17 protein-coding genes and 1 pseudogene are annotated in these 22,214 nt (G+C 39.3%); 16 read left to right on the forward strand and 2 right to left on the reverse strand.

What is annotated here, in order from left to right; genetic code table 11:
- Positions 1-42: 42 nt before the first annotated feature.
- From tagD to tagH, 5 genes and pseudogenes are all read left to right on the forward strand, one after another.
- On the forward strand, positions 43-432 hold the full coding sequence (gene tagD / locus NYE22_RS02635) for a glycerol-3-phosphate cytidylyltransferase (protein WP_134983313.1): 390 nt from the start codon (positions 43-45) through the stop codon (positions 430-432).
- A 171-nt stretch (positions 433-603) separates the two neighbouring features.
- Positions 604-1,797, forward strand: a pseudogene (locus NYE22_RS02640) (CDP-glycerol glycerophosphotransferase family protein); the annotation flags it as partial.
- Between the two features lie 137 nt (positions 1,798-1,934).
- A complete protein-coding gene (locus NYE22_RS02645) occupies positions 1,935-4,130 on the forward strand; it encodes a bifunctional glycosyltransferase family 2 protein/CDP-glycerol:glycerophosphate glycerophosphotransferase (protein ID WP_161986324.1) in 2,196 nt (731 codons plus the stop codon).
- Positions 4,131-4,295: 165 nt separating this feature from the next.
- Positions 4,296-5,123, forward strand: a complete 828-nt coding sequence (gene tagG, locus NYE22_RS02650; protein ID WP_161986325.1) for a teichoic acids export ABC transporter permease subunit TagG — start codon at positions 4,296-4,298, stop codon at positions 5,121-5,123.
- A gap of 19 nt (positions 5,124-5,142) precedes the next feature.
- Positions 5,143-6,726, forward strand: a complete 1,584-nt coding sequence (gene tagH, locus NYE22_RS02655) for a teichoic acids export ABC transporter ATP-binding subunit TagH (protein ID WP_342412275.1) — start codon at positions 5,143-5,145, stop codon at positions 6,724-6,726.
- A 37-nt stretch (positions 6,727-6,763) separates the two neighbouring features.
- On the opposite strand, the gene galU is transcribed toward tagH, so the two are convergent.
- Complete coding sequence (gene galU / locus NYE22_RS02660; protein WP_003227944.1) at positions 6,764-7,642, reverse strand: UTP--glucose-1-phosphate uridylyltransferase GalU; 879 nt, start codon at positions 7,640-7,642, stop codon at positions 6,764-6,766.
- 246 nt (positions 7,643-7,888) lie between these two features.
- Here galU and wecB point away from each other — a divergent pair, with 246 nt between their 5' ends.
- On the forward strand, positions 7,889-9,031 hold the full coding sequence (gene wecB / locus NYE22_RS02665; protein WP_021480729.1) for a UDP-N-acetylglucosamine 2-epimerase (non-hydrolyzing): 1,143 nt from the start codon (positions 7,889-7,891) through the stop codon (positions 9,029-9,031).
- A 39-nt stretch (positions 9,032-9,070) separates the two neighbouring features.
- Here wecB and lytR read toward each other — a convergent pair whose 3' ends face one another.
- Positions 9,071-9,991, reverse strand: coding sequence for a transcription antiterminator LytR (gene lytR, locus NYE22_RS02670; protein ID WP_342412276.1), 921 nt, complete (start codon positions 9,989-9,991; stop codon positions 9,071-9,073).
- A 183-nt stretch (positions 9,992-10,174) separates the two neighbouring features.
- On the opposite strand from lytR, the gene NYE22_RS02675 reads away from it, so the two are divergent.
- The 10 genes from NYE22_RS02675 (at position 10,175) to NYE22_RS02720 (ending at position 22,194) form a co-directional block, all read left to right on the forward strand.
- The gene (locus tag NYE22_RS02675) at positions 10,175-10,480 is read left to right on the forward strand and encodes a hypothetical protein (protein WP_134983447.1); all 306 of its coding nucleotides are present in this window, start codon (positions 10,175-10,177) and stop codon (positions 10,478-10,480) included.
- 24 nt (positions 10,481-10,504) lie between these two features.
- A complete protein-coding gene (locus NYE22_RS02680) occupies positions 10,505-12,625 on the forward strand; it encodes a SpoIID/LytB domain-containing protein (protein ID WP_161986327.1) in 2,121 nt (706 codons plus the stop codon).
- Positions 12,626-12,655: 30 nt separating this feature from the next.
- Positions 12,656-14,146, forward strand: coding sequence for an N-acetylmuramoyl-L-alanine amidase (locus tag NYE22_RS02685; RefSeq protein WP_342412277.1), 1,491 nt, complete (start codon positions 12,656-12,658; stop codon positions 14,144-14,146).
- A gap of 226 nt (positions 14,147-14,372) precedes the next feature.
- On the forward strand, positions 14,373-15,032 hold the full coding sequence (locus NYE22_RS02690; protein WP_003242561.1) for a sugar transferase: 660 nt from the start codon (positions 14,373-14,375) through the stop codon (positions 15,030-15,032).
- A gap of 55 nt (positions 15,033-15,087) precedes the next feature.
- The gene (locus NYE22_RS02695) at positions 15,088-16,539 is read left to right on the forward strand and encodes an MOP flippase family protein (RefSeq protein WP_286317791.1); all 1,452 of its coding nucleotides are present in this window, start codon (positions 15,088-15,090) and stop codon (positions 16,537-16,539) included.
- On the forward strand, positions 16,536-17,705 hold the full coding sequence (locus NYE22_RS02700) for a glycosyltransferase family 4 protein (RefSeq protein WP_070547874.1): 1,170 nt from the start codon (positions 16,536-16,538) through the stop codon (positions 17,703-17,705). Before NYE22_RS02695 ends, NYE22_RS02700 begins: the two co-directional genes overlap by 4 nt.
- 61 nt (positions 17,706-17,766) lie before the next feature.
- Positions 17,767-19,152, forward strand: a complete 1,386-nt coding sequence (gene tuaD / locus NYE22_RS02705; protein ID WP_032727104.1) for a UDP-glucose 6-dehydrogenase TuaD — start codon at positions 17,767-17,769, stop codon at positions 19,150-19,152.
- An 84-nt stretch (positions 19,153-19,236) separates the two neighbouring features.
- Positions 19,237-20,703 carry a teichuronic acid biosynthesis protein TuaE gene (gene tuaE, locus NYE22_RS02710; RefSeq protein WP_032726971.1) on the forward strand — a complete coding sequence of 489 codons (1,467 nt, stop codon included), beginning with the start codon at positions 19,237-19,239 and terminating at the stop codon, positions 20,701-20,703.
- Between the two features lie 28 nt (positions 20,704-20,731).
- Positions 20,732-21,412 carry a Wzz/FepE/Etk N-terminal domain-containing protein gene (locus NYE22_RS02715; RefSeq protein WP_072173455.1) on the forward strand — a complete coding sequence of 227 codons (681 nt, stop codon included), beginning with the start codon at positions 20,732-20,734 and terminating at the stop codon, positions 21,410-21,412.
- A 23-nt stretch (positions 21,413-21,435) separates the two neighbouring features.
- Positions 21,436-22,194 (forward strand): glycosyltransferase family 2 protein, encoded by a 759-nt coding sequence (locus tag NYE22_RS02720; RefSeq protein WP_003242619.1) that lies wholly within the window; start codon positions 21,436-21,438, stop codon positions 22,192-22,194.
- Positions 22,195-22,214 lie beyond the last annotated feature (20 nt).

Consider the following 22,214-nt stretch of genomic DNA (forward strand, 5'->3'; position numbering starts at 1 on the left):
TTTACTATAATGTATGTTTATTAGAAAGGAGCTTTCACTTTTATGAAGAAAGTCATTACTTATGGGACTTTTGATTTATTGCATTGGGGACATATTAAATTGCTAGAGCGTGCGAAACAGCTTGGAGATTATTTAGTTGTTGCAATTTCTACAGATGAATTTAATCTTCAAAAACAAAAAAAGTCTTACCATAGCTATGAGCATAGAAAACTGATTTTAGAAACAATCCGTTATGTTGATGAAGTTATTCCTGAAAATAGCTGGGATCAAAAAGTTCATGATGTGGTTGATCATAATATTGATGTTTTTGTTATGGGTGACGATTGGGAAGGAAAGTTTGATTTTTTGAAAGAACACTGTGAAGTTATTTATCTTCCTCGAACTGAAGGGATTTCAACAACTCAAATCAAGAAAGAGCTTGCAGGAATTTAAATTTAATTGTGACTAAAAACTCTATTTTAGTACTTCTTATAATAATAAGAAGTACTTTTTAATGTTATTTTTTTCTAACTAGTTGAATATTCGAAAGGAAGATTTTGTTATTGTGAAAATTTTTCAATGTTATAATATCACTATTGTCGAAAGAAATGTGGTTGTTTTATGAAGATAAAAGGGAAATTGAAAAGTATAAGGAATAAGGCTGTGCGAAGAGTTTACAAAATCCTTTTTCTGCTGATGAGTAAGCTTCCGGTAAAAAAGGGTACTGTTATTTTTGAAAGTTTCCATGGTAAACAGTTTAGTTGTAACCCTAGAGCAATCTATGAATATATGATTGAACATTGTCCGGAATACAATCTTATATGGAGCGTAAATAAGGCTTACAAAAAACAATTTGAAGATAGGGGAATTCATTATATTGATAGATTATCTATAAAGTGGCTGTTTAAAATGGCAAGGGCTGAATATTGGGTGATTAATAGCCGTTTGCCTCTTTGGATTCCGAAACCTGCTCATACCACTTATATTCAGACTTGGCACGGAACCCCTCTCAAGCGATTAGCAATGGATATGGATGAGGTGCTAATGCCTGGGACAAATACTGAGAGTTATAAAAAGAACTTTGTTAAAGAAGCTTCTAATTGGGATTACTTGATTTCGCCGAATCAATATTCCTCAGAGATCTTTATCAGAGCTTTTCGCTTTAATAAAAAATTGCTAGAGACAGGTTATCCAAGAAATGATATTCTTTATCAAGAAAATAACCTTTCTTACATTAAAAATATAAAGAATAAACTAAATATCCCTTTAACAAAAAAAGTTATATTGTATGCCCCTACCTGGAGAGACAATAAATTTTATAGAAAAGGTAGATATAAATTTGATTTAGATCTTGATCTGGATATGCTGAAAGAAGCTCTTAGTGATGAGTATGTTATTATATTGAGAATGCATTATCTTGTCGCAGAGAACTTTGATTTGGAAAAGTACAAAGGCTTTGTTATCGATTGCTCACTATACGAAGATATTAGGGATCTGTATTTAATATCTGATTTGCTTATAACTGATTATTCTTCTGTATTTTTCGATTACGCAAATTTAAAAAGACCTATGTTATTTTTTGTTCCTGATTTGGAAGACTATAGAGATAATCTCCGCGGTTTCTATTTTGATTTTGAAAAAGAGGCGCCAGGGCCATTATTAAAAATAACTCAAGAAGTAATCGACCAAATAAAATCACTGAATGAAATTCCGAAAAACAACAGTGTGTTAGAATCTTTTTATGAAAAGTTTTGCTATCTTGAAAACGGAAACTCAACTAAAAAGGTAGTTGAAAAAATTTTCAACTTAGATTTATAATGACTCTGTTTATAATTAGTTGTTTTTTAAAAAAAACGAACAAGAGCCAGCCTTAGTATTTCTGATAAGTAAAGATTTTGGAAACAGAAGTAAAATGATGTGAAGCTGGAAATTATTTAGAAGGTGTGACTTTTAAAATGATCGATGCTTATGAAGAAGATGTAATGGAACAGGATAATCTTGAGCCTATTGAAGATATAGGTAAGGTTTCAATCATCATCCCTTACTACAATACAAAAGATTATATAGAAGAATGTTTACATTCAGTATTGGAACAAACCTATGAAAATCTGGAGATTATTATTGTAAATGATGGCTCCGCCGATGATGATACTGTATTTTTAGAAAAGATTATGCCAGAAGATAGCCGTATAGTTTATATTAAATCTGAAAAACACCGAGGGGTTGCTTCTGCACGCAATATTGGTTTAAAAGCAAGTACAGGAAGTTTCCTATACTTTTTAGATAGTGATGATGTTATAACAAAAAATGCAATTGAACTTCTTACAAAGTATATTAAGGACGATCAATTGATAGTAGGGACAACTAGACGTCTTAATAAGCCGCTTGATTTGATGAACATTTCTTTGCGAAATAAATCTAAAGTATTAGTAATAAAAAAACTATTTAAGGTCTTTAAAAATCGAAGTGTGCTGAATCTGCTAATTCGCCGGGATATCTTTAATGATATACAGTCAAACCTGTTTTATGAAGGCACAACTTGTTTTACTGACATATCTTTATTGGTTCAACTGATAACTCAAATAGATAAAATCGCGTTGGTCAAGCAGCCGACATATTATAAGCGCAGAAGAAATGATCCAATAACTAATCCTGGGGTAATGCAATTATCGAATGAAGTTAAAACAAATGACTTTATAACGATTTATGAGCATTTACATGAATCATATAAAACCAATGAAAAAGTCACACGCTATTTAGATTTGTTGTTCCTGAATTTTTACAGAAAAAACATTGTATTGCTTTTTAAAGATATAGAAAAAGTAGATCAATTTTTCAAAGATATTGCTGTTGCTGCCAAACGACTTAGTCGGAAGACTTTAGCAAATCAGCCAATGCATATTAGAGTAGAGTTGAAGCAACTTCGTAATGAAAATGTGAAAAAATACAAAAAGAATATTAAAACCCATCTAGAAATCAGAAGCTTAAGACAAGGTTTGAAGAGCTTAAAGAAATTTAAAATTTATTGTTATAGAAAATTCTTTATTAAAATGCCGCTTAAAGAAAAACACATCGTGTTTGAAAGCTTTTTAGGAAAAAATTATTCAGATAGCCCGAGAGATATTTATGAATACATGGTTAAACATAATTTGGATTATAAATTTGTTTGGATTTTTAATGATAAGAACAGAAAAATTCCAGGCCCCGCCAAAGTTGTAAAGAGATTTAGTTTTAAATATTATTATTATTTAGGTGTTTCGAAATATTGGGTAAGCAATTCAAGAATACCTATGCACATAGATAAAAGAAAAGAAAATGTTTATTTACAGACATGGCATGGTACTCCTCTCAAAAGGCTTGTATTTGATATGAAGGAAATTTATTCTGCTAATCCAAACTATAAGAAGAACTTTTATATTCAGTCCAGAAGATGGGATTACTTAATCGCACCCAATAAATATTCCTCTAACATTTTCAAATCAGCTTTTTTATTTGAAAAGAACATGCTTGAAACAGGCTATCCAAGAAATGATATTTTATATCGAGATAATCAGCCTAAAAAGATTAATGATATTAAAGAAAGAATAGGCATACCTTTAAATAAAAAAGTAATCCTCTATGCTCCGACATGGAGAGACGATGACTATTATGCAGCAGGGAAATATAAGTTTAACTTGAAACTTGATTTGCAAAAAATGAAAGAAAAGCTAGGCGATGATTATGTTATCGCACTCAGAATGCACTACTTTATTGCAGACGAGATAAACACTGATGGACTAGAAGATTTTGCTTTTAATTTGTCTAAATATGATGAAATTGCAGAGCTTTACTTGATCTCTGATATTTTAATAACAGATTACTCATCTGTATTTTTCGACTATGCTAATTTAAAAAGACCAATTTTATTTTTCGCATATGATTTGGAAAAGTACCGTGACAAGCTACGAGGTTTCTACATTAACATTGAAGAAGATGTTCCGGGACCAGTAGTTAAAACAAGTGATGACGTGATAAACAAAATATTAAATATTGATGTTGTAAAGCAACAATACGAAGCAAAGTATGATGATTTTTATGAAAAGTTCTGTAGTTGGCATGATGGAAATTCAACAGATAAAGTTGTAAAGAAAGTATTCTTAGAGAATAACTAATATAGCATTACAGCATGATGTTAAAAAGCTGTCGAGGACTCGACAGCTTTTTAACACTTATTGATAAGTGAAAAAAAACATATTATCTGTTACAATTATCTGCAGTGCTTTCAGTTTTTATAACAGAAAGATGCTAAAAACAACTTAGTCTAAGGAAGATAAAAAATGAATGATTTGTTGCGAATACTCAGAGAACAAATAACGTCATTTCCTTTAATTTTAAGATTGGCGGCTTATGAAACCAAGTCTAAATATCAAATGAATTATTTAGGTGTCTTATGGCAGTTCTTAAATCCGCTTATCCAAATGCTGGCCTACTGGTTCGTGTTTGGTATGGGGATTAGAAAGGGCGGTCCTGTCACAACCGGAGCGGGCGAAGTGCCATTTATTATTTGGATGTTGGCAGGGTTAATTCCATGGTTTTTTATCAGTCCAACTATACTTGATGGCTCAAACAGTGTATTTAAGCGCATTAATATGGTGGCTAAAATGAACTTTCCGATTAGTTCTTTACCATCAGTCGCTATTGCGTCTAACCTGTTTAGTTATATTATTATGATGGCGATTTATATTATTGCTTTACTATTAAATGGTATTTTTCCGAGTGCGCATTGGCTACAATATATTTACTACTTTATTTGTATGATTGCTTTTATGTTTTCGTTTAGTTTGTTTAATTCAACGATCAGTGTACTGATTAGGGATTATCAATTTTTGCTGCAGGCTGTAACAAGACTTTTGTTTTTTTTGTTACCAATTTTTTGGGATGTCAATGAAAGACTTGGTCATAGTCATCCAGAATTAGTTCCTTTTTTGAAGCTGAATCCATTCTTCTATATTATTGAAGGATTCCGTAATAGCTTCTTAGATGGTCAATGGTTTTTCCATGACATGAAGTACACGCTGTACTTTTGGTTGTTCACATTTCTTTTATTGTTAGTAGGTTCTATCCTGCATATGAAATTCAGAGACAAGTTTGTTGACTTTCTTTAATACGTAAGGAGATTGTACGATGAAACTAAAAGTTTCGTTTCGAAATGTTTCAAAGCAGTATCATTTGTATAAAAAACAATCAGACAAGATTAAAGGATTGTTTTTTCCGGCTAAGGATAATGGTTTTTTTGCTGTGCGGAATGTCTCCTTTGACGTGTATGAAGGGGAGACAATCGGCTTTGTAGGAATAAACGGGTCAGGAAAATCGACCATGTCTAACCTGCTGGCTAAAATTATTCCGCCGACCAGCGGTGAAATTGAAATGAACGGCCAGCCGTCGCTGATTGCGATTTCGGCGGGTTTAAATAACCAATTGACGGGCCGGGACAATGTCCGGCTCAAGTGTTTGATGATGGGGTTAACCAACAAAGAAATTGACGAGATGTACGACAGTATCGTGGAATTTGCTGAGATTGGCGATTTTATTGATCAGCCGGTTAAAAACTATTCCAGCGGGATGAAATCGCGTCTCGGTTTCGCGATCTCCGTTCATATTGACCCTGACATTTTAATTATTGACGAAGCTCTTTCTGTAGGGGACCAAACGTTTTATCAGAAGTGTGTGGACAGAATAAATGAGTTTAAAAAGCAAGGAAAAACGATTTTCTTTGTCAGCCACTCGATCGGCCAGATTGAAAAGATGTGTGACCGCGTCGCTTGGATGCACTACGGCGAGCTTCGTATGTTTGATGAAACAAAAAACGTTGTCAAAGAGTACAAAGCATTTATCGACTGGTTTAATAAGCTGTCTAAAAAAGAAAAAGAAACATATAAAAAGGAGCAAACGGAAGAGCGGAAGAAAGAAGATCCTGAAGCGCTTGACCGTCTCCGCAAAAAAAAGAAAAAGCCAAAATCACTGGCTAATGCTGTTCAAATTGCTATTTTGTCTATTCTGACTGTCTTCATGGCGGGAACGATGTTCTTTAATGCCCCGCTTCGTACAATTGCTTCGTTTGGCGCTATTCCGCAAAATGAAGTGAAGAACCATCATGGCGATGCAAAGGGCAAGTCAGAGGAACGCTTAACCGCAGTCAATAAGCAAGGGTTTATAGCAAATGAAAAAGCGGCTGCTTATAAGGATCAGGGTTTGAAACAGAAGGCTGACGTTACACTGCCATTCGGTACAGAGGTGACGGTAGCTGCAAAAGGCAAACAAGCAGCGAAAATACAGTTTAACGGACAATCTTATTTTGTGAAGAAGAGGGCTGTTGCAACAAACGTGAAACATGCTGAATTGCGGGCTGCTGACTTTACGCCTTATATCCCACAAACTGCAGCATCTTCCTATGAACACTTCCTGAAATTCTTAGGAGACAGAAGTAGCACCATCCAATCGAAATTGAATGAATACACTGAGGGAGATACAGCTGACGGCAGAAAGAAGCTGGATTTTGATCATGAAAAAATCAGCTATGTGTTGGAGAATGATAAAGCAACAGAGCTTATTTTTCATAACATTTCTCCTATCACCCCGGCGTCACTATCCTTAAGTGATAGCGATGTATTGTATGACAGCAGCAAGAAGCGTTTTCTTGTGAATACAGCTGATCAGGTTTTTGCAGTTGATAATGAAGAGCATACGCTGACCTTGATGTCGAAATAAAAAAGGCTATTGGATGAATGTCCAATAGCCTTTTTGTTTAGATTTCTTCTTTGTTTAGTAAACCTTCCATAAATGGAACGAGCTGATCGCGAAGCTCTTTATCCTGCATCGCAAATTCTAGAGTTGTTGTGATAAAGCCGAGCTTTTCACCAACATCATAACGCTTGCCTTCAAAATCGTAAGCAAACACTCTTTGAATTTCATTCAGTTTTTGAATGGCGTCTGTGAGCTGAATTTCTCCGCCGGCGCCAACCTGCTGCTCTTCTAAATACATGAAGATCTCAGGCGTGAATACGTAACGGCCTAAGATGGCAAGATTAGAAGGTGCTGTGCCTTTAGGCGGTTTTTCAACGAAGTTTTTCACCTGATAACGGCGGCCTTCACTTGTCAGCGGGTCAATAATGCCGTAGCGGTGTGTTTCTTCTTCAGGCACCTGCTGAACACCGATAATAGAAGAAAGTGTTTTTTCATATTCATCCATTAATTGGCGCAACCCTGGTGTTTCAGCCTGAACAATATCGTCTCCAAGCAGTACCGCAAACGGCTCATCGCCGATAAAGTTGCGCGCGCACCAGACAGCATGTCCGAGACCTTTAGGTTCTTTTTGGCGGATATAGTGAATGTCAGCCAGGTTAGAAGCTTTTTTCACTTTTTCAAGCAGCTCAGTTTTTCCTTTTTCTTCTAGGTTTCTTTCAAGCTCAGGAGAGTAATCAAAATGATCCTCAATCGCACGCTTGCTTTTTCCTGTTACGATAATAATATCTTCAATACCGGCTTCAACAGCTTCTTCAATTATGTATTGAATGGTAGGTTTATCAACGATAGGAAGCATTTCTTTCGGCATTGCTTTCGTAGCCGGGAGAAAACGTGTTCCTAAGCCTGCTGCTGGAATTATGGCTTTACGTACTTTTTTCATTTAAAAGGCACCTTCCTTATGATCGAAAAAATTTATGGTTAAACTATTCTCTATTTACCCTTTTCATTATGTTTTTACACATTTTTATGATATCGGATAAACCATTTTTAAACAAGCTTTATCCTTAATATTAAAAACTTATATCATTTTATTTGAATCAAGAATGAAATGATTTAAAATGAAGCATTTTCATGTAGAATATGTAGTATGAATTTATTTACTATAGCAGAAAACCAGGTGACAAATATGAAAAAACTAAAAGTGATGACCGTTTTCGGGACCAGGCCTGAAGCGATCAAGATGGCACCGCTTGTGCTTGAATTGAAAAAATATCCTGAAATAGATTCCTATGTAACGGTAACTGCACAGCACAGACAGATGCTCGATCAGGTGTTAGATGCGTTTCACATCAAGCCTGACTTCGATTTGAACATTATGAAGGAGCGGCAGACACTGGCAGAGATTACGTCTAACGCACTTGTAAAATTGGATGAGTTGTTTAAAGATATCAAACCCGATATTGTGCTTGTCCATGGTGATACGACGACGACGTTTGCCGGAAGCCTAGCCGCTTTTTACCATCAAATTGCTGTCGGTCATGTGGAGGCGGGGCTCCGTACAGGGAATAAGTATTCCCCGTTTCCGGAAGAGCTCAATCGACAGATGACAGGGGCGATTGCTGATTTGCATTTTGCTCCGACAGGCCAGGCGAAAGACAATTTATTAAAAGAAAACAAAAAGGCCGACTCTATTTTTGTAACGGGCAATACAGCGATTGACGCACTCAACACAACGGTTAGGGATGGTTACTCACATCCTGTTCTCGATCAGGTGGGTGAGGATAAAATGATTCTCTTGACCGCTCACCGCCGGGAAAATTTGGGTGAGCCAATGGAAAACATGTTCAAGGCCATCCGCAGAATTGTAGGGGAATTTGAAGATGTACAAGTCGTTTACCCTGTGCACCTGAATCCTGTTGTCCGGGAAGCGGCTCAGAAGCATTTTGGTGATTCTGACAGAGTGCATCTGATTGAACCTTTAGAGGTGATTGATTTCCATAACTTTGCAGCGAAATCGCATTTTATATTGACAGATTCGGGCGGCGTGCAGGAGGAAGCCCCATCTCTCGGGAAACCGGTGCTTGTTCTGCGTGATACGACGGAACGGCCTGAAGGAGTGGAAGCGGGAACGCTGAAACTTGCAGGGACGGATGAGGAAAACATTTATCAGCTGGCAAAACAGCTGTTAACTGATCATGATGAGTACAAGAAAATGTCCCAGGCTTCTAATCCGTATGGAGATGGAGAGGCTTCCCGCCGGATTGTGGAAGAATTGCTGTTTCATTATGGGTATCGGAAAGAACAACCGGATTCATTTACAGGCAAATAAAAAAGAAGCTTTGCACATTGTGCGAAGCTTCTTTTTGTTTTACTTTTCGAGGCTTTCCTTCAGCTCTTTTGTAATATCGGAAAGGGCGCTTTCATCAGCTTGGTAGTAGTAAATTCCATTGATTTTCGTGCCTGTACCTTTTAGTTCGTGCTGTTTAATATGTTTCCGCGCACCTTTGTAATCCGACTGGATATCCCACATGTTATCGAAGGTCAAGTTCGTTTTCACATTATCTTCAACAACTTTAAACATATCTCCGAATTTCGTGATGGAAGAAATATTAGCGCCTTTATTAATAATACCTTGGATGACTTGGCGCTGGCGGTCCTGGCGTCCGAAGTCGCCTCTCGGATCTTCTTTTCTCATCCGGGTATAAGCGAGCGCTTCTTTTCCGTTCAGCGTGATTTCTCCTTTGCCGAACGAATAACCGTCATAACTGAACGGGAATGTGCTGTTAACTGTAATGCCGCCAAGTGTATCAACAACGTCTCTAAAGCTTTCCATGTTCACTTTTACAAAATAATCAACCGGAACATCGAGGAAGTTCTCAACAGTGTCTACCGTCATCTGCGTGCCGCCGAAAGCGTATGAATGGTTGATTTTATCCATTGTGCCTTTTCCGATAATTTTTGTATACGTGTCACGCGGAATGCTGACCATATCGGTTGTATTCGTTTTTGGGTTAACAGTCATATAAATGAGCGTATCGGCACGGCCCTTATCGCCGTCGCGTTCATCCACACCCATGATTAAGACGGAAAAAGGATCTTTTTTATTGATACTGACCTCTTTATCCCTCTTTTTAGATTTATCAATGCTTTCATGAATACTTGCCACGGTTGATGCTGCTTTATGCCATAAGTAGTATGCATAGCCACCAGTTCCGAGTACAAGAAGTCCGATTATCGTTAAAATTGTCAGTAATAAAGTTTTTTTCTTTTTTCTGCGTTCGTTTCTCATCCATTGCACCTCGTCTGTTAAATTACTTTCATTATGAGTTAAATTTCCAATAAATACAACTCTATTTAATACAAGAATGAAATCCTAAAATAGTCGTTTTTTATAAAAAAAAGTTTCATTGTTTCTTAATTTTTCTTTAAAATATAAAATAGGTTGACGATAAAATATAATGAGGTGAAAAAAATGAAAAAATTTATTGCTTTACTGTTCTTTATATTGCTTCTTTCGGGTTGCGGGGTTAATAGTCAAAAGAGTCAAGGTGAAGAAATGTCGAATGATAATACTGTAATAAAGGAAGGAGTTTATGTAGGACTAGCGGATACTCACACAATTGAAGTAACTGTGGATAATGAGCCTGTTAGTTTTGATATTACTGATGAATCGACGAGTGATCTTGGTAACTTAAATAATGGTGATAAGGTCAAAGTTAAATATGAAAAAAATGAAAAAGGCCAACTTTTGTTAAAAGATATTGAACGCACTAATTAAACGATGAGGAGGGAACTTGAAATCTTGAAGTCTTCCAAACGAATAATCTTATGTTTCTTTGCTGCAGTTTTTTTAATCAGTATTCCATCTATCACTTTTGCAGCAGACTCTAACATCTCAGTAAAGTTGACAAACTATATCGGAAATAAATCAAGCATCAGTCTGACTCCAACAGGGTTCTATAAAGTAACCGGTAGCAATGTGGCCGTTACGGACCGATTTGGAGGTTCTTCACGGTATGAAACTGCAGCTCTTGCATCAAGCAGCCAATGGAAGTATCCGAGTACTGTCATATTGGTCAATCGTGACACGATCGGTGATTCTTTATCAATAATTCCACTGGCAAAAAAGCTAGATGCTCCGGTTTTGCTAACTCATCCTGATAAATTATCTAAAGCCACAGAAGAGCAGATTGCTAGATTTAGTCCCGATAATATTTTGATCATCGGAGGAACAGCGAGTATTTCTAAGGATATTGAGACTAAGTTGAAAACATACGGGACGGTTAAAAGAATAAGTGGTAAGAACAAATATATATTATCTGAAAATATTGCTAAAAAGATGGGTAGTTATGATAAGGCTATTGTCGTCACTGGTAAAGTGTTTCAGGATGCATTAGCTATTGCCCCCTATGCAGCAGCACATGGATATCCAATTTTTTTAACAAATAAAGATAACTTACCGGATTATGATTTGCCTAAAAAAGTCATTATTGTCGGCGGTACAACCAGTGTCAGTGAAAGTGTTGAAAAACAAATCAAGAAAACATCAACTGTGCAAAGAATACCTGGAGCAAACAGATATGAAATGGCCGCAAATATTGTGGAACAATTAAACTTAAAAGCTGATAAAGCAGTTATAGCAAATGGTAAAAAGTATGCTGATGTATTAGTAGGTGCTTCACTTGCCGCAAAGAAAAACACTCCAATTTTATTTGTGAAGCAAGACACTGTACCTGATGTTACAGAAAATGTGACGAAAAATAAAGCAACATATGCTTACGATTTTATTGGAAGTACAAGCGTTATTTCTACAGGAGTCGAGAAATCTCTAGCTGACAAATTTTATCTTGCAGGTGGAAAAAGCTACAATTTAAAAATCAACAGTGGGAAACTGAATCTCGAAAACATAAAAACATACGGAAATTCTCTCAGAATAAAACCTGAGAAATATTCTACTTCAAACAGAATCAGCCTTAATGGAAGAGAGTACCTTGGTACAGTGAATTTCTCTATTGAATCTACCAAGTACATTAGACCAGTCAATGAAAACATACCGTTTGAAGATTACCTAAAAGGTGTTATTCCAAATGAAATGCCCGCTAGCTGGCCGCTTGAAGCTTTAAAAGCACAAACCGTCGCTGCTAGAACATATTCTATTACTAAAACCGGTAGTACAGTAGCTGATACGACTGCTTTTCAAGTATATGGAGGATTTAGCTGGAATTCTAATACGACCAAGGCCGTTGAGCAGACGGAAGGAAAGGTCTTAAAGTATAACAATTCTTTAATATCTGCAACTTATTCATCAAGCAATGGTGGTTACACTGAGGCAAGTAACGAGGTTTGGTCAACAAGTGTTCCTTATCTAGTTGCTAAAAAAGATACCAAAGATCCTCAGACTAGTTGGACACTATCTTTATCAAAGCAACAGCTTGATATGAATTCATTGGACACAAACAAACCATCTTCGTGGTGGTCTTCGGCTGTTGAAACAGATTCATCAAGACTTTCTGGTGTGAAAACATGGATATTGAAAAATAAAGAAACGAGTGCAGTTGATGTAAAGATCGTAAGTTTAGAAGATTTGAGTTTTAGCGGAACTACGCAAGGACAACGTGCCAAAACAGCATCCTTGAAAGTTAAGTACCACGTGAAAAATAATACTGGAGACTATAGCTTAAATAAAAGCACAACGATCACAATACCGACTACCCAGTTAAGAACTATGATGGGTACAACCATATTTAAGAGTACATATGTCACTATCAAAAAAGAGGCATCTAAGTACACAATTATCGGTAAAGGGTATGGTCATGGAATAGGAATGAGCCAATATGGTGCAAAAGCAAGGGCGGAAGCTGGAGATTCATACAGCTCTATTTTGAAATTTTATTACCCAGGTACAACTTTGACAAATTATTAATATTAATAGGCATATAAGGAGGAAATTTGATTGCGTTCATATATAAAAGTCCTCACGATGTGTTTTTTGGGACTCATTTTGTTTGTACCATCCGCTTTGGCAGATAATTCAGTAAAAAGAGTCGGCGGTGACAACAGATATGATACAGCCATTCAACTATCCAAGCAAATATATTCAACAGCTAGCACTGCAGTGGTAGTAGGAGGTAGTGCGTATCCGGATGCTATTTCGGCTGTACCGCTTGCATATCAGAAAAACGCTCCTCTACTTTATACGAATACTAAGACATTGTCTGGTGAAACTAAAAATAGATTAAAAGAGTTGCACACAAAGAATGTAATAATAGTAGGGGGAACTCCGGCAGTTTCCGAAAATGTAGCTAATCAAATTAAAAATCTAGGGATTAGTGTGAAACGTATAGGTGGCAGTAGTCGCTATGAAACAGCAGCAAAGGTAGCAAAAGAAATGAAGTCAACTTCTAAGGCTATTATTTTAAATGGTTTTGTATATGCGGATGCACCAGCTATTGTCACTTATGCAGCAAGAAATGGGTATCCAATTCTATTTACGCGAGAATCGTCTTTAAAAAGCGCAACAGCAGAAGCCATTAAATCAAATGGTATAAAAAGCACAATTGTCGTAGGTGGTACAGCAAGCATTAATAACACAGTATATAACAAACTACCTTCTCCAACCAGAATTAGCGGTTCAAACAGATATGAACTCGCAGCTAATATTGTTCAAAAATTAAATTTGCCGACAAGCAATGTACATGTAGGCAATGGATGGCTTTATCACGATTCAATAGCAGGAGCTTACTTGGCTGCGAGGAATAACCAATCTCTTATTTTGACGAATGGTAAAAATTTATCAATGGGTGCACGGAAGATTATAGGAAGCAAAAATACATCTAAATTTACAGTTATAGGAAAAGAAGGAGCTATTAAGAATAAAGTAGCTAATCAATTAAAGAACCCGGTAGTTGGTGAAACAATCTTTATTGATCCGGGTCACGGTGATCAAGATTCAGGAGCAATCGGCAATGGACTCCTTGAGAAAGAAGTCAACCTTGATATAGCGAAAAGAGTCAATACAAAGCTAAATGCTTCAGGTGCTCTTCCAGTACTGTCAAGATCTAATGATACTTTTTATTCTTTACAGGAGAGAGTAAATAAAGCAGCTTCTGCACAAGCAGATTTATTTATCAGTATACATGCAAATGCTAATGATAGCTCATCCCCAAATGGAAGTGAGACGTACTACGATACAACATATCAAGCCGCAAATAGCAAGAGACTGGCTGAACAAATTCAACCAAAGTTAGCGGCTAATCTTGGAACGAGAGACCGGGGAGTAAAAACAGCTGCTTTCTACGTTATTAAATATTCTAAAATGCCGAGTGTTTTAGTTGAAACTGCCTTTATCACTAATGCATCAGATGCAAGTAAATTGAAGCAAGCGGTTTATAAAGATAAAGCTGCACAAGCTATTCATGACGGCACAGTATCTTATTACAGATAATCGAAAGAGACAAATCTAATCACAGATTTGTCTCTTTTTTATATGAAATGATTAAAACAAATAGGACTTGTATATAAAATAGTAAAAGAGTATTAACAACATTTATCAGAAAAAACACGTAATTCACACTTCTTAACATACCATTTACATCCAATTAACATCCGTCTGCTAAACTGACTGGCATAGGTCATCATAACATCCCAAACAAATCGTGAGGTGTGTGTCAGTGAGTGCAGAGAAAAGCATGAATGTGAGTCGTGAATTCTCAGTTCAGCAAATACATTCTTTTACATTATCTGAAAAGACGGCTCGTTATTTGGCAATAAAGCGCGTAATGGATATTTGGTTTGCGCTCATTGGGTTGGCGATTGCGCTGCCAATGATTGCGGTATTTTCAATATTGATTTGTTTGGAGACGCCGGGGCCTGCCATTTATACGCAGGAACGCGTAGGGAAAGGCGGGAAACCATTTAAGCTTTATAAGCTTCGTTCCATGAAAATAGATGCCGAGAAGTCTGGGGCGGTTTGGGCACAGAAGCAAGATCCGCGGGTGACAAGGATCGGAGCTTTTATCAGAAGAACGAGAATTGACGAGCTTCCTCAGCTGTTTAATGTGCTGAAAGGCGATATGAGTATGATAGGCCCTCGTCCGGAACGGCCCGTATTCACGGAAAAATTCCAGAATGAGATTCCAGGCTTTACACAGCGTCTGGCTGTTAAACCGGGATTGAGCGGCTGGGCTCAGGTGAACGGCGGTTACGATATGACGCCGAAGGAAAAGCTGATATTTGATTTATATTACATTCGCAATCTGACTTTCACTTTAGAATTAAAAATTATGTTAAAAACTTGTAAAGTAGTTTGGACGGGTGATGGTGCAAGATAAAACAGAATGCCATTATTCACCATCAATCTGAGCTTAAAAAGAAGTAGGGAATATGATGCCAAGTATTACAAAACAAATCATGAGCGGTGCAAAGTGGACAAGTATTTCAACCATGTGTATTACAATCATACAAATTGTTCAGTTTGCCCTGCTTGGAAATATGATGACCTTAACAGAATTTGGGCTTGTCGGCATGATTACAACGGTTACAGTTTTCGCCCAGATTGTGCTCGATATGGGTTTTGGCGCAGCATTAATTCAGAGAGACGACGCGACGGAGCGCCAGCTGTCAACATTGTATTGGCTTAACATTATGACGGGCGTTTTGCTGTTTGTTCTTTTATATGTGAGCAGTCCTGTCATTGCGGGATTTTATCAAAGAGAAGAGCTGGTGTTTTTGGTTCGGATTCTGGCGATTATGTTTTTGATCGCGCCAATTGGACAGCAATATCAGTATATGCTGCAAAAGCAGCTGCATTTTAATACGTTAAGCAAAATAGAGATTTTTTCAAATGTATTGTCATTCGGATATTTAGCGATAGCGGTTTTTATGATGGATGCGATTTTGGCGTACGTGATTTCTCAAGTCCTGCTGCAGTCCAGTAAAGGGATTTTATATTGGGCAGTATACCGAAAAAAGTGGCATCCTGCTTTTGTTTTTGATTTGAGAGGCATGAAGGATTTCTTTTCTTTTGGAGCCTTTCAGCTTTCATCCCGTCTTGTGAACAGGCTGGGAGCAAATATCGACATGATTTTGATCGGCCGGTTTATTGGTGCTGAAGCATTGGGGATTTATAACCTCGCTTATCAGATTGTCACCATTCCGGTTTTGAAGATCAATCCGATTGTCACACGGGTGGCATTCCCTGTTTTCGCAAAAAACAAATATGAAAACAGCGTGATCAGAGAAGGCTTTCTGAATATGACAAAAATGCTGGCGCTTGTTTCGTTTCCGCTGTTAATCGGGCTCGTATCTGTGTCAGACGCCTTTATCACAGCGGTTTTCGGAGAAAAATGGCTTGCTGCTGTTCCGATCCTAAATGTTCTGGCGATTGTCGGAATACTAAGAGTGCTCATGAATCCAAATGGATCTGTGTTGCTGGCTAAAGGAAGAGCAGACTTATCGTTTTATTGGGATTCCGGCGTCCTGCTGCTGTACGGATTATCACTCTTTGCAGCTGTACAGACGGGAAGCCTGCTGACAGTCGCATGGGTGTATGCCATTATCAGCGTTGTTAATTTCCTGATCGGGCGCTGGCTTTTGGCATATGTCATCAAGCTTAACCTTTCGGCTTATTTCCAGTCGATTATGAAGCCATTTCTGATTACTGCGGCGATGGGCATCATCGCGTTTGGTGTAAGCCTCAGTACCGAACACTTCAGTATGCAGGCAGAAATGCGGCTGGTCATTTCAGTTGCGGCCGGGGCGCTGTGCTATCTCTTTCTTTTGGTAAAAGCGTACCCTCAAACAAAAAGCAAACTACTAAGAAAAGGACGTTTGTCATGAAGATTTTGTGGATCACAAGCGTATATCCGAGCAGTATGAAACCCGGAGAGGGTGTGTTTCATGAGACACAGGTGCAAGAGCTGCAAAAACTCGGGCTTGATATCACTGTGATATGCCCACGGCCTTTTCATTCAGCACCTGTCCGCATGCTGAAAAAGACATATCGAAAAAAGGATGCCAGACCGGAGTATGAGATTAGAAAGGGAATACCGGTTTACCGGCCTTTCTATCGGGCAGTTCCCGGCCAGCTGAAGTGGGCGCAGCCTCATCGGAGAATCGCATCAGCCGTTTTAAAAACCATGAAACAGCGCGACCTATATCCGGATCTGATCCATGCGCATTTTGCCATGCCATCGGGCGGGGCTGCGGCAGTCGTGTCAAAGTCAGCGCAAATTCCTTATGTCCTGACCTTGCATGGCAGTGATGTGAATGTCTATCCGCATTACAGCAAAGGAGCGTTTAAAGCCTTCAAGCGTGCCGTAGGTTCTGCGTCAGTTGTTTTAGCAGTCAGCCACAAGCTTCAGGAAGAAGCCAAAAAGCTTTCGGGCTTTGACAGCTCGGTTTTGCCAATCGGCATACAGCTCAGCCGTTTTCAGGAGAATGAGGAGACGAAAGAGGAAATCAGAAAAAGACTCGGACTCCCGCTCGATCAGCGTCTGGCTGTCTATGTCGGCCGGCTGGTCAGAGAGAAAGGCATTTTTGAACTGTCTGAAGCGATCGAATCGCTGCAGGACTCTCCTAAGGCAGTCTTTGTCGGGGATGGTCCCGCAAAATCGACGCTGACGCAGAAGGGGCATATCGTCACAGGCCAAGTGCCGAATCATCAGGTAAGAGACTATTTACTTGCGGCAGATCTATTTGTACTTCCTTCTTACAGTGAGGGGATGCCGACTGTTGTGATTGAGGCGCTGGCGCTAAGGGTTCCTGTTATTTGTACGGATGTTGGCGGAGTGTCGTCTTTATTCGGAAAGCACCAACATCTGCTGATTAAACCGAAATCCGCTCAAGCCTTGGCGGAAGCGATCACTCGGTACGAACATGAGCAAATATGGAAGCCGGAAGTAGCAGATGACTTGTATGAAACCGTGCAGGCTCAATTTGACGCAGGAAAAAACGCCAAGGCCTTGCATCATCAGTATCAGACGGTCACGAAAACGTCCGTTTAATCGTAAGACACTGCGACCATTATAAATAGGAAGATCATTTTACAGGAGAGGGTTGAGCGCTGTGAAAAAAATAGCTGTCATTGGAACAGGTTATGTAGGACTCGTATCAGGCACTTGCTTTGCGGAGATCGGCAATAAAGTTGTTTGCTGTGATATCGATGAATCAAAAATCAGAAGCCTGAAAAATGGGGTAATCCCAATCTATGAACCAGGGCTTGCAGACTTAGTTGAAAAAAATGTGCTGGATCAGCGCCTGACCTTTACGAACGATATCCCGTCCGCCATTCGGGCCTCAGATATTATTTATATTGCAGTCGGAACGCCTATGTCCAAAACAGGTGAAGCTGATTTAACGTACGTCAAAGCGGCGGCGAAAACAATCGGTGAGCATCTTAACGGCTACAAAGTGATCGTAAATAAAAGCACAGTCCCGGTTGGAACAGGGAAACTGGTGCAATCTATCGTTCAAAAAGCCTCAAAGGGGAGATACTCATTTGATGTTGTATCTAACCCTGAATTCCTTCGGGAAGGGTCAGCGATTCATGACACGATGAATATGGAGCGTGCCGTGATTGGTTCAACAAGTCATAAAGCCGCTGCCATCATTGAGGAACTTCATCAGCCATTCCATGCTCCTGTCATTAAAACAAACCTAGAAAGTGCAGAAATGATTAAATACGCCGCGAATGCATTTCTGGCGACAAAGATTTCCTTTATCAACGATATCGCAAACATTTGTGAGCGAGTCGGCGCAGACGTTTCAAAAGTTGCTGATGGTGTTGGTCTTGACAGCCGTATCGGCAGAAAGTTCCTTAAAGCGGGTATTGGATTCGGCGGTTCATGTTTTCCAAAGGATACAACCGCGTTGCTTCAAATCGCAAAATCGGCAGGCTATCCATTCAAGCTCATCGAAGCTGTCATTGAAACGAACGAAAAGCAGCGTGTTCATATTGTAGATAAACTTTTGACTGTTATGGGAAGCGTCAAAGGGAGAACCATTTCAGTCCTGGGATTAGCCTTCAAACCGAATACGAACGATGTGAGATCCGCTCCAGCGCTTGATATTATCCCAATGCTGCAGCAGCTGGGCGCCCATGTAAAAGCATACGATCCGATTGCTATTCCTGAAGCTTCAGCGATCCTTGGCGAACAGGTCGAGTATTACACAGATGTGTATGCTGCGATTGAAGACACTGATGCATGCCTGATTTTAACGGATTGGCCGGAAGTGAAAGAAATGGAGCTTGTAAAAGTGAAAACCCTCTTAAAACAGCCAGTCATCATCGACGGCAGAAATTTATTTTCACTTGAAGAGATGCAGGCAGCCGGATACATTTATCACTCTATCGGCCGTCCCGTTGTTCGGGGAACGGAACCTTCTGACAAGTATTTTCCGGGCTTGCCGCTTGAAGAATTGGCTAAAGACTTGGGAAGCGTCAATTTATAAAAAGAAAAAGTGTTACTTGGTTGAAGCTGCCGGCTGCTAGGCTCGGCCGCCGGCTCCTGAAACATCAGGAAAGGGGTTAAACATGTGAGTATCAAACGATCAGCGGTCCATACGCTAGCGTTACTGGCCGCTGCTATATTTGGAGTCGTCCTATTGCTGGGAGCCATCCATAAAGATATAGGTTTCATGCAGATGGCTGCTGTGCTTGCGGTGTTGGCAATTGGCCTGTTTTTACTGACGCTTGCAACCGCATTTACAACAAAAGAACGGCTCTTTATGGCTGTAATCTATATTTTGATCGCCTGCACTTTTTTAAATAATGCATTTTTCGCTATTCATCTTGGATTTTTCAGTTTGTTCCTTTACCGGCTTCTGCTCATTGCAGCGGGTTGCCTTCATATTTTCGGCATGGTTCGGAATCGAACCCATATTGAAAGATGGCATGGGCTGCAAGTAAAAGGGATTTTACTCTTTTTCGCCTTTTGGTTTATATATGGCCTTGTTTCTCTGCTGTGGGCCAAGTCGGTAACAGTTGGCCTCAAGTATTTAGCCTTATTGGCAATGGGAATTTTCTTCATTTATCTTATTGTCATGTACGTGCAAAAAATGGAGCGGCTGATGATTGTTTATGCCATTTGGCTGGTGATGACGGTATTTCTGATGATCATTGGTTTTTACAATCATATCACCCACCATCATCTTGCGAGTTCCACATTGTACAGCGGACCGGAGTATAAGCAGCATTATCCGACATCGGTCTTTTTTAATCAAAATGACTTTGCGACCTTTTTATCCATCAGCTTCTTTTTTTACATCACGATGATGAAAAACATTAAGAATGGATACATCAAGGCAATTGGCCTTGTGCTCTCGCTCTGTGCGTTGTATTTAATTTTTGCCACTGGTTCAAGAGCCAGCCTTCTGGGTATTTTTGCAGGTATTGCTGTCTACATCTTCATTGTATTGCCGCCTGTTTTAAAGAAAATGGCTATATGGCTGTCGGCGGCGGGAATTGCTCTTTTCGCAGTTCTTTTCGCCAGCAAAATCTATTCAAAGTTTTGGGAGCTGTTTCTGGCCCCGCAGACGCTGCATTCATTTCATGACAGGCTTCCATCAAATGTGGCTCGGGCAAATCTGCTGAAAAACGCTTGGCATTTTTTCCTTGATTCATACGGATTCGGAGTCGGGGCAGGAAATGTATCCTATTATCTTGAGCATTATGCTGTATATGATACTGACAATGTGGCAGAGGTGCATAACTGGCTTGTTGAAATTCTTGCTAATTTTGGCTTGTTCATCATGCTGGGATATCTGTCCGTTTATGCCTACCTCATATGGGTGCTTTACAAGTTTTATGAAAGAAAATTAGAAAATCAGTCAAAACTGATCACAGAAGGACTTATTACCGCTATGGTCAGTTTCCTGGTATCAAGTATCAGCCCAAGCTCTGTTTCAAATTTATTTTTCCATTGGGTGTTTATGGCGCTCGTCATCGCCGCCGTGAATGTGTTAAGGCGATCCAGACAAATGCCTGAGCCGATGTACAGATAAACAGACTACAAAAAGCAGGGAGACTTATATGAACGATATATTGATAAGAATAGCCCGTCGCATAAAAAAAAATATCATTTGGATCGTAGCGGTGCCAATTATATTAGGTGCGGCGGGGTATATCCTGCCGTCACAGATCGCTGATCAAAAGAGCTATACAGCTGAAGATACTTTGGCTGTGGGAAGCTATGATCATCCGGTTTATAACAGCACAGAAGAGATTCCGCTTCTGCTTAAGAGCGACTCTTTTTTGAAGGAGGCGCTTCCTGATGAAAAGGATGAAGATGTAGCAGAGATCAAAGAGAAGCTTACCATCAAAACGGAATCCAAATCGTTACTGACTTTAAGCTATAGCGACGAGGATAAGGATAGAACGGAATCTGTCTTAAACGCCATATCCTCCACCTTCCTCAAAAATGATCAAAAGCTGTATGCAGAAAGAGAAGCCGTCATCCGCAGCAGCATAGACGCGCTTGAAGGCGAGTCGGTGAGCGAGGATTCCAAAGTGGATAAAGAGAGATTTTTATATGAGCTCAAAAACACACAGCTTAACCTGAAAGCGGCAAGTGTTACTGATTCCGAAACCGTAAGTGAGACAGCAGGCGGCGGAATGTCTCCGAAAAAGAAAGCAGTTCTCGGCGTTATGATTGGCCTTACGATTGCCTTTATGTTCGTTGTCATTCCTGAATTTTTCAGAGAATCCTTTTAAAATCATACGATGGAGATGTGATCATGACCAATTGGAAACCTCTCGTATCTGTCATTACACCTTCCTATAATGCGCGTGACTATATTGAAGACACGGTTCATTCGGTATTAGATCAGAGCCATCCTCATTGGGAAATGATTATCGTGGATGATTGCTCAACGGATGGGACCCGCGACATTTTACAGCAGTATGAAAAAATAGACGAAAGAATTCATGTGGTGTATCTGGAAGAGAACTCCGGAGCTGCGGTTGCTCGCAACAAAGCGTTGGAACGCGCTCAAGGGCGCTACGTAGCATTTTTGGACAGTGATGACAAATGGAAAAAAGACAAACTGGAAAAGCAGCTTGAGTTTATGATGGAGCGCTCCTGTGCGTTTTCTTTCACGGGCTACAGCTTAATGGCGCAGGACGGGACCCCACTCGATAAATTTATTCATGCGCCGGAAAGCCTGACGTACGATGACGCCCTGAAAAATACAATTATCGGCTGCTTGACGGTGATGATTGACAGGGAGCAAACGGGACAGATCCAAATGCCGAATATCAGAACGAGACAGGACTTAGCCACATGGCTGTCTCTTTTAAAAAAAGGATTTACTGCCTATGGAATGAATGAATGCCTGGCTGAATATCGGCTTGTCAATAACTCAATTTCCAGCAACAAATGGAAGGCTGCGAAAAAAACGTGGTTTGTCTACAGGGAGATCGAACGGCTTCATTTTATGAAAGCAACATGGTGTTTTGTTCAATATGCAAAAAACGCGGTGAAAAAAAGATTATAGCCGCAAACAGAGAGAAAAGG

The organism is Bacillus sp. FSL K6-1560 (genome assembly GCF_038592935.1).
GTDB classification, from domain to species: domain Bacteria; phylum Bacillota; class Bacilli; order Bacillales; family Bacillaceae; genus Bacillus; species Bacillus subtilis.

Bases quoted from the DNA above. Each gene is read 5' to 3' on its own strand.
- tagG (WP_161986325.1), top strand. From the start codon at position 4,296: ATGAATGATTTGTTGCGAATACTCAGAGAACAAATAACGTCATTTCCT.
- tagD (WP_134983313.1), top strand. From the start codon at position 43: ATGAAGAAAGTCATTACTTATGGGACTTTTGATTTATTGCATTGGGGA.
- lytR (WP_342412276.1), bottom strand. From the start codon at position 9,991: ATGAGAAACGAACGCAGAAAAAAGAAAAAAACTTTATTACTGACAATT.
- galU (WP_003227944.1), bottom strand. From the start codon at position 7,642: ATGAAAAAAGTACGTAAAGCCATAATTCCAGCAGCAGGCTTAGGAACA.
- NYE22_RS02675 (WP_134983447.1), top strand. From the start codon at position 10,175: ATGAAAAAATTTATTGCTTTACTGTTCTTTATATTGCTTCTTTCGGGT.
- wecB (WP_021480729.1), top strand. From the start codon at position 7,889: ATGAAAAAACTAAAAGTGATGACCGTTTTCGGGACCAGGCCTGAAGCG.
- NYE22_RS02720 (WP_003242619.1), top strand. From the start codon at position 21,436: ATGACCAATTGGAAACCTCTCGTATCTGTCATTACACCTTCCTATAAT.
- NYE22_RS02645 (WP_161986324.1), top strand. From the start codon at position 1,935: ATGATCGATGCTTATGAAGAAGATGTAATGGAACAGGATAATCTTGAG.
- NYE22_RS02700 (WP_070547874.1), top strand. From the start codon at position 16,536: ATGAAGATTTTGTGGATCACAAGCGTATATCCGAGCAGTATGAAACCC.
- tagH (WP_342412275.1), top strand. From the start codon at position 5,143: ATGAAACTAAAAGTTTCGTTTCGAAATGTTTCAAAGCAGTATCATTTG.
- NYE22_RS02695 (WP_286317791.1), top strand. From the start codon at position 15,088: ATGCCAAGTATTACAAAACAAATCATGAGCGGTGCAAAGTGGACAAGT.
- NYE22_RS02715 (WP_072173455.1), top strand. From the start codon at position 20,732: ATGAACGATATATTGATAAGAATAGCCCGTCGCATAAAAAAAAATATC.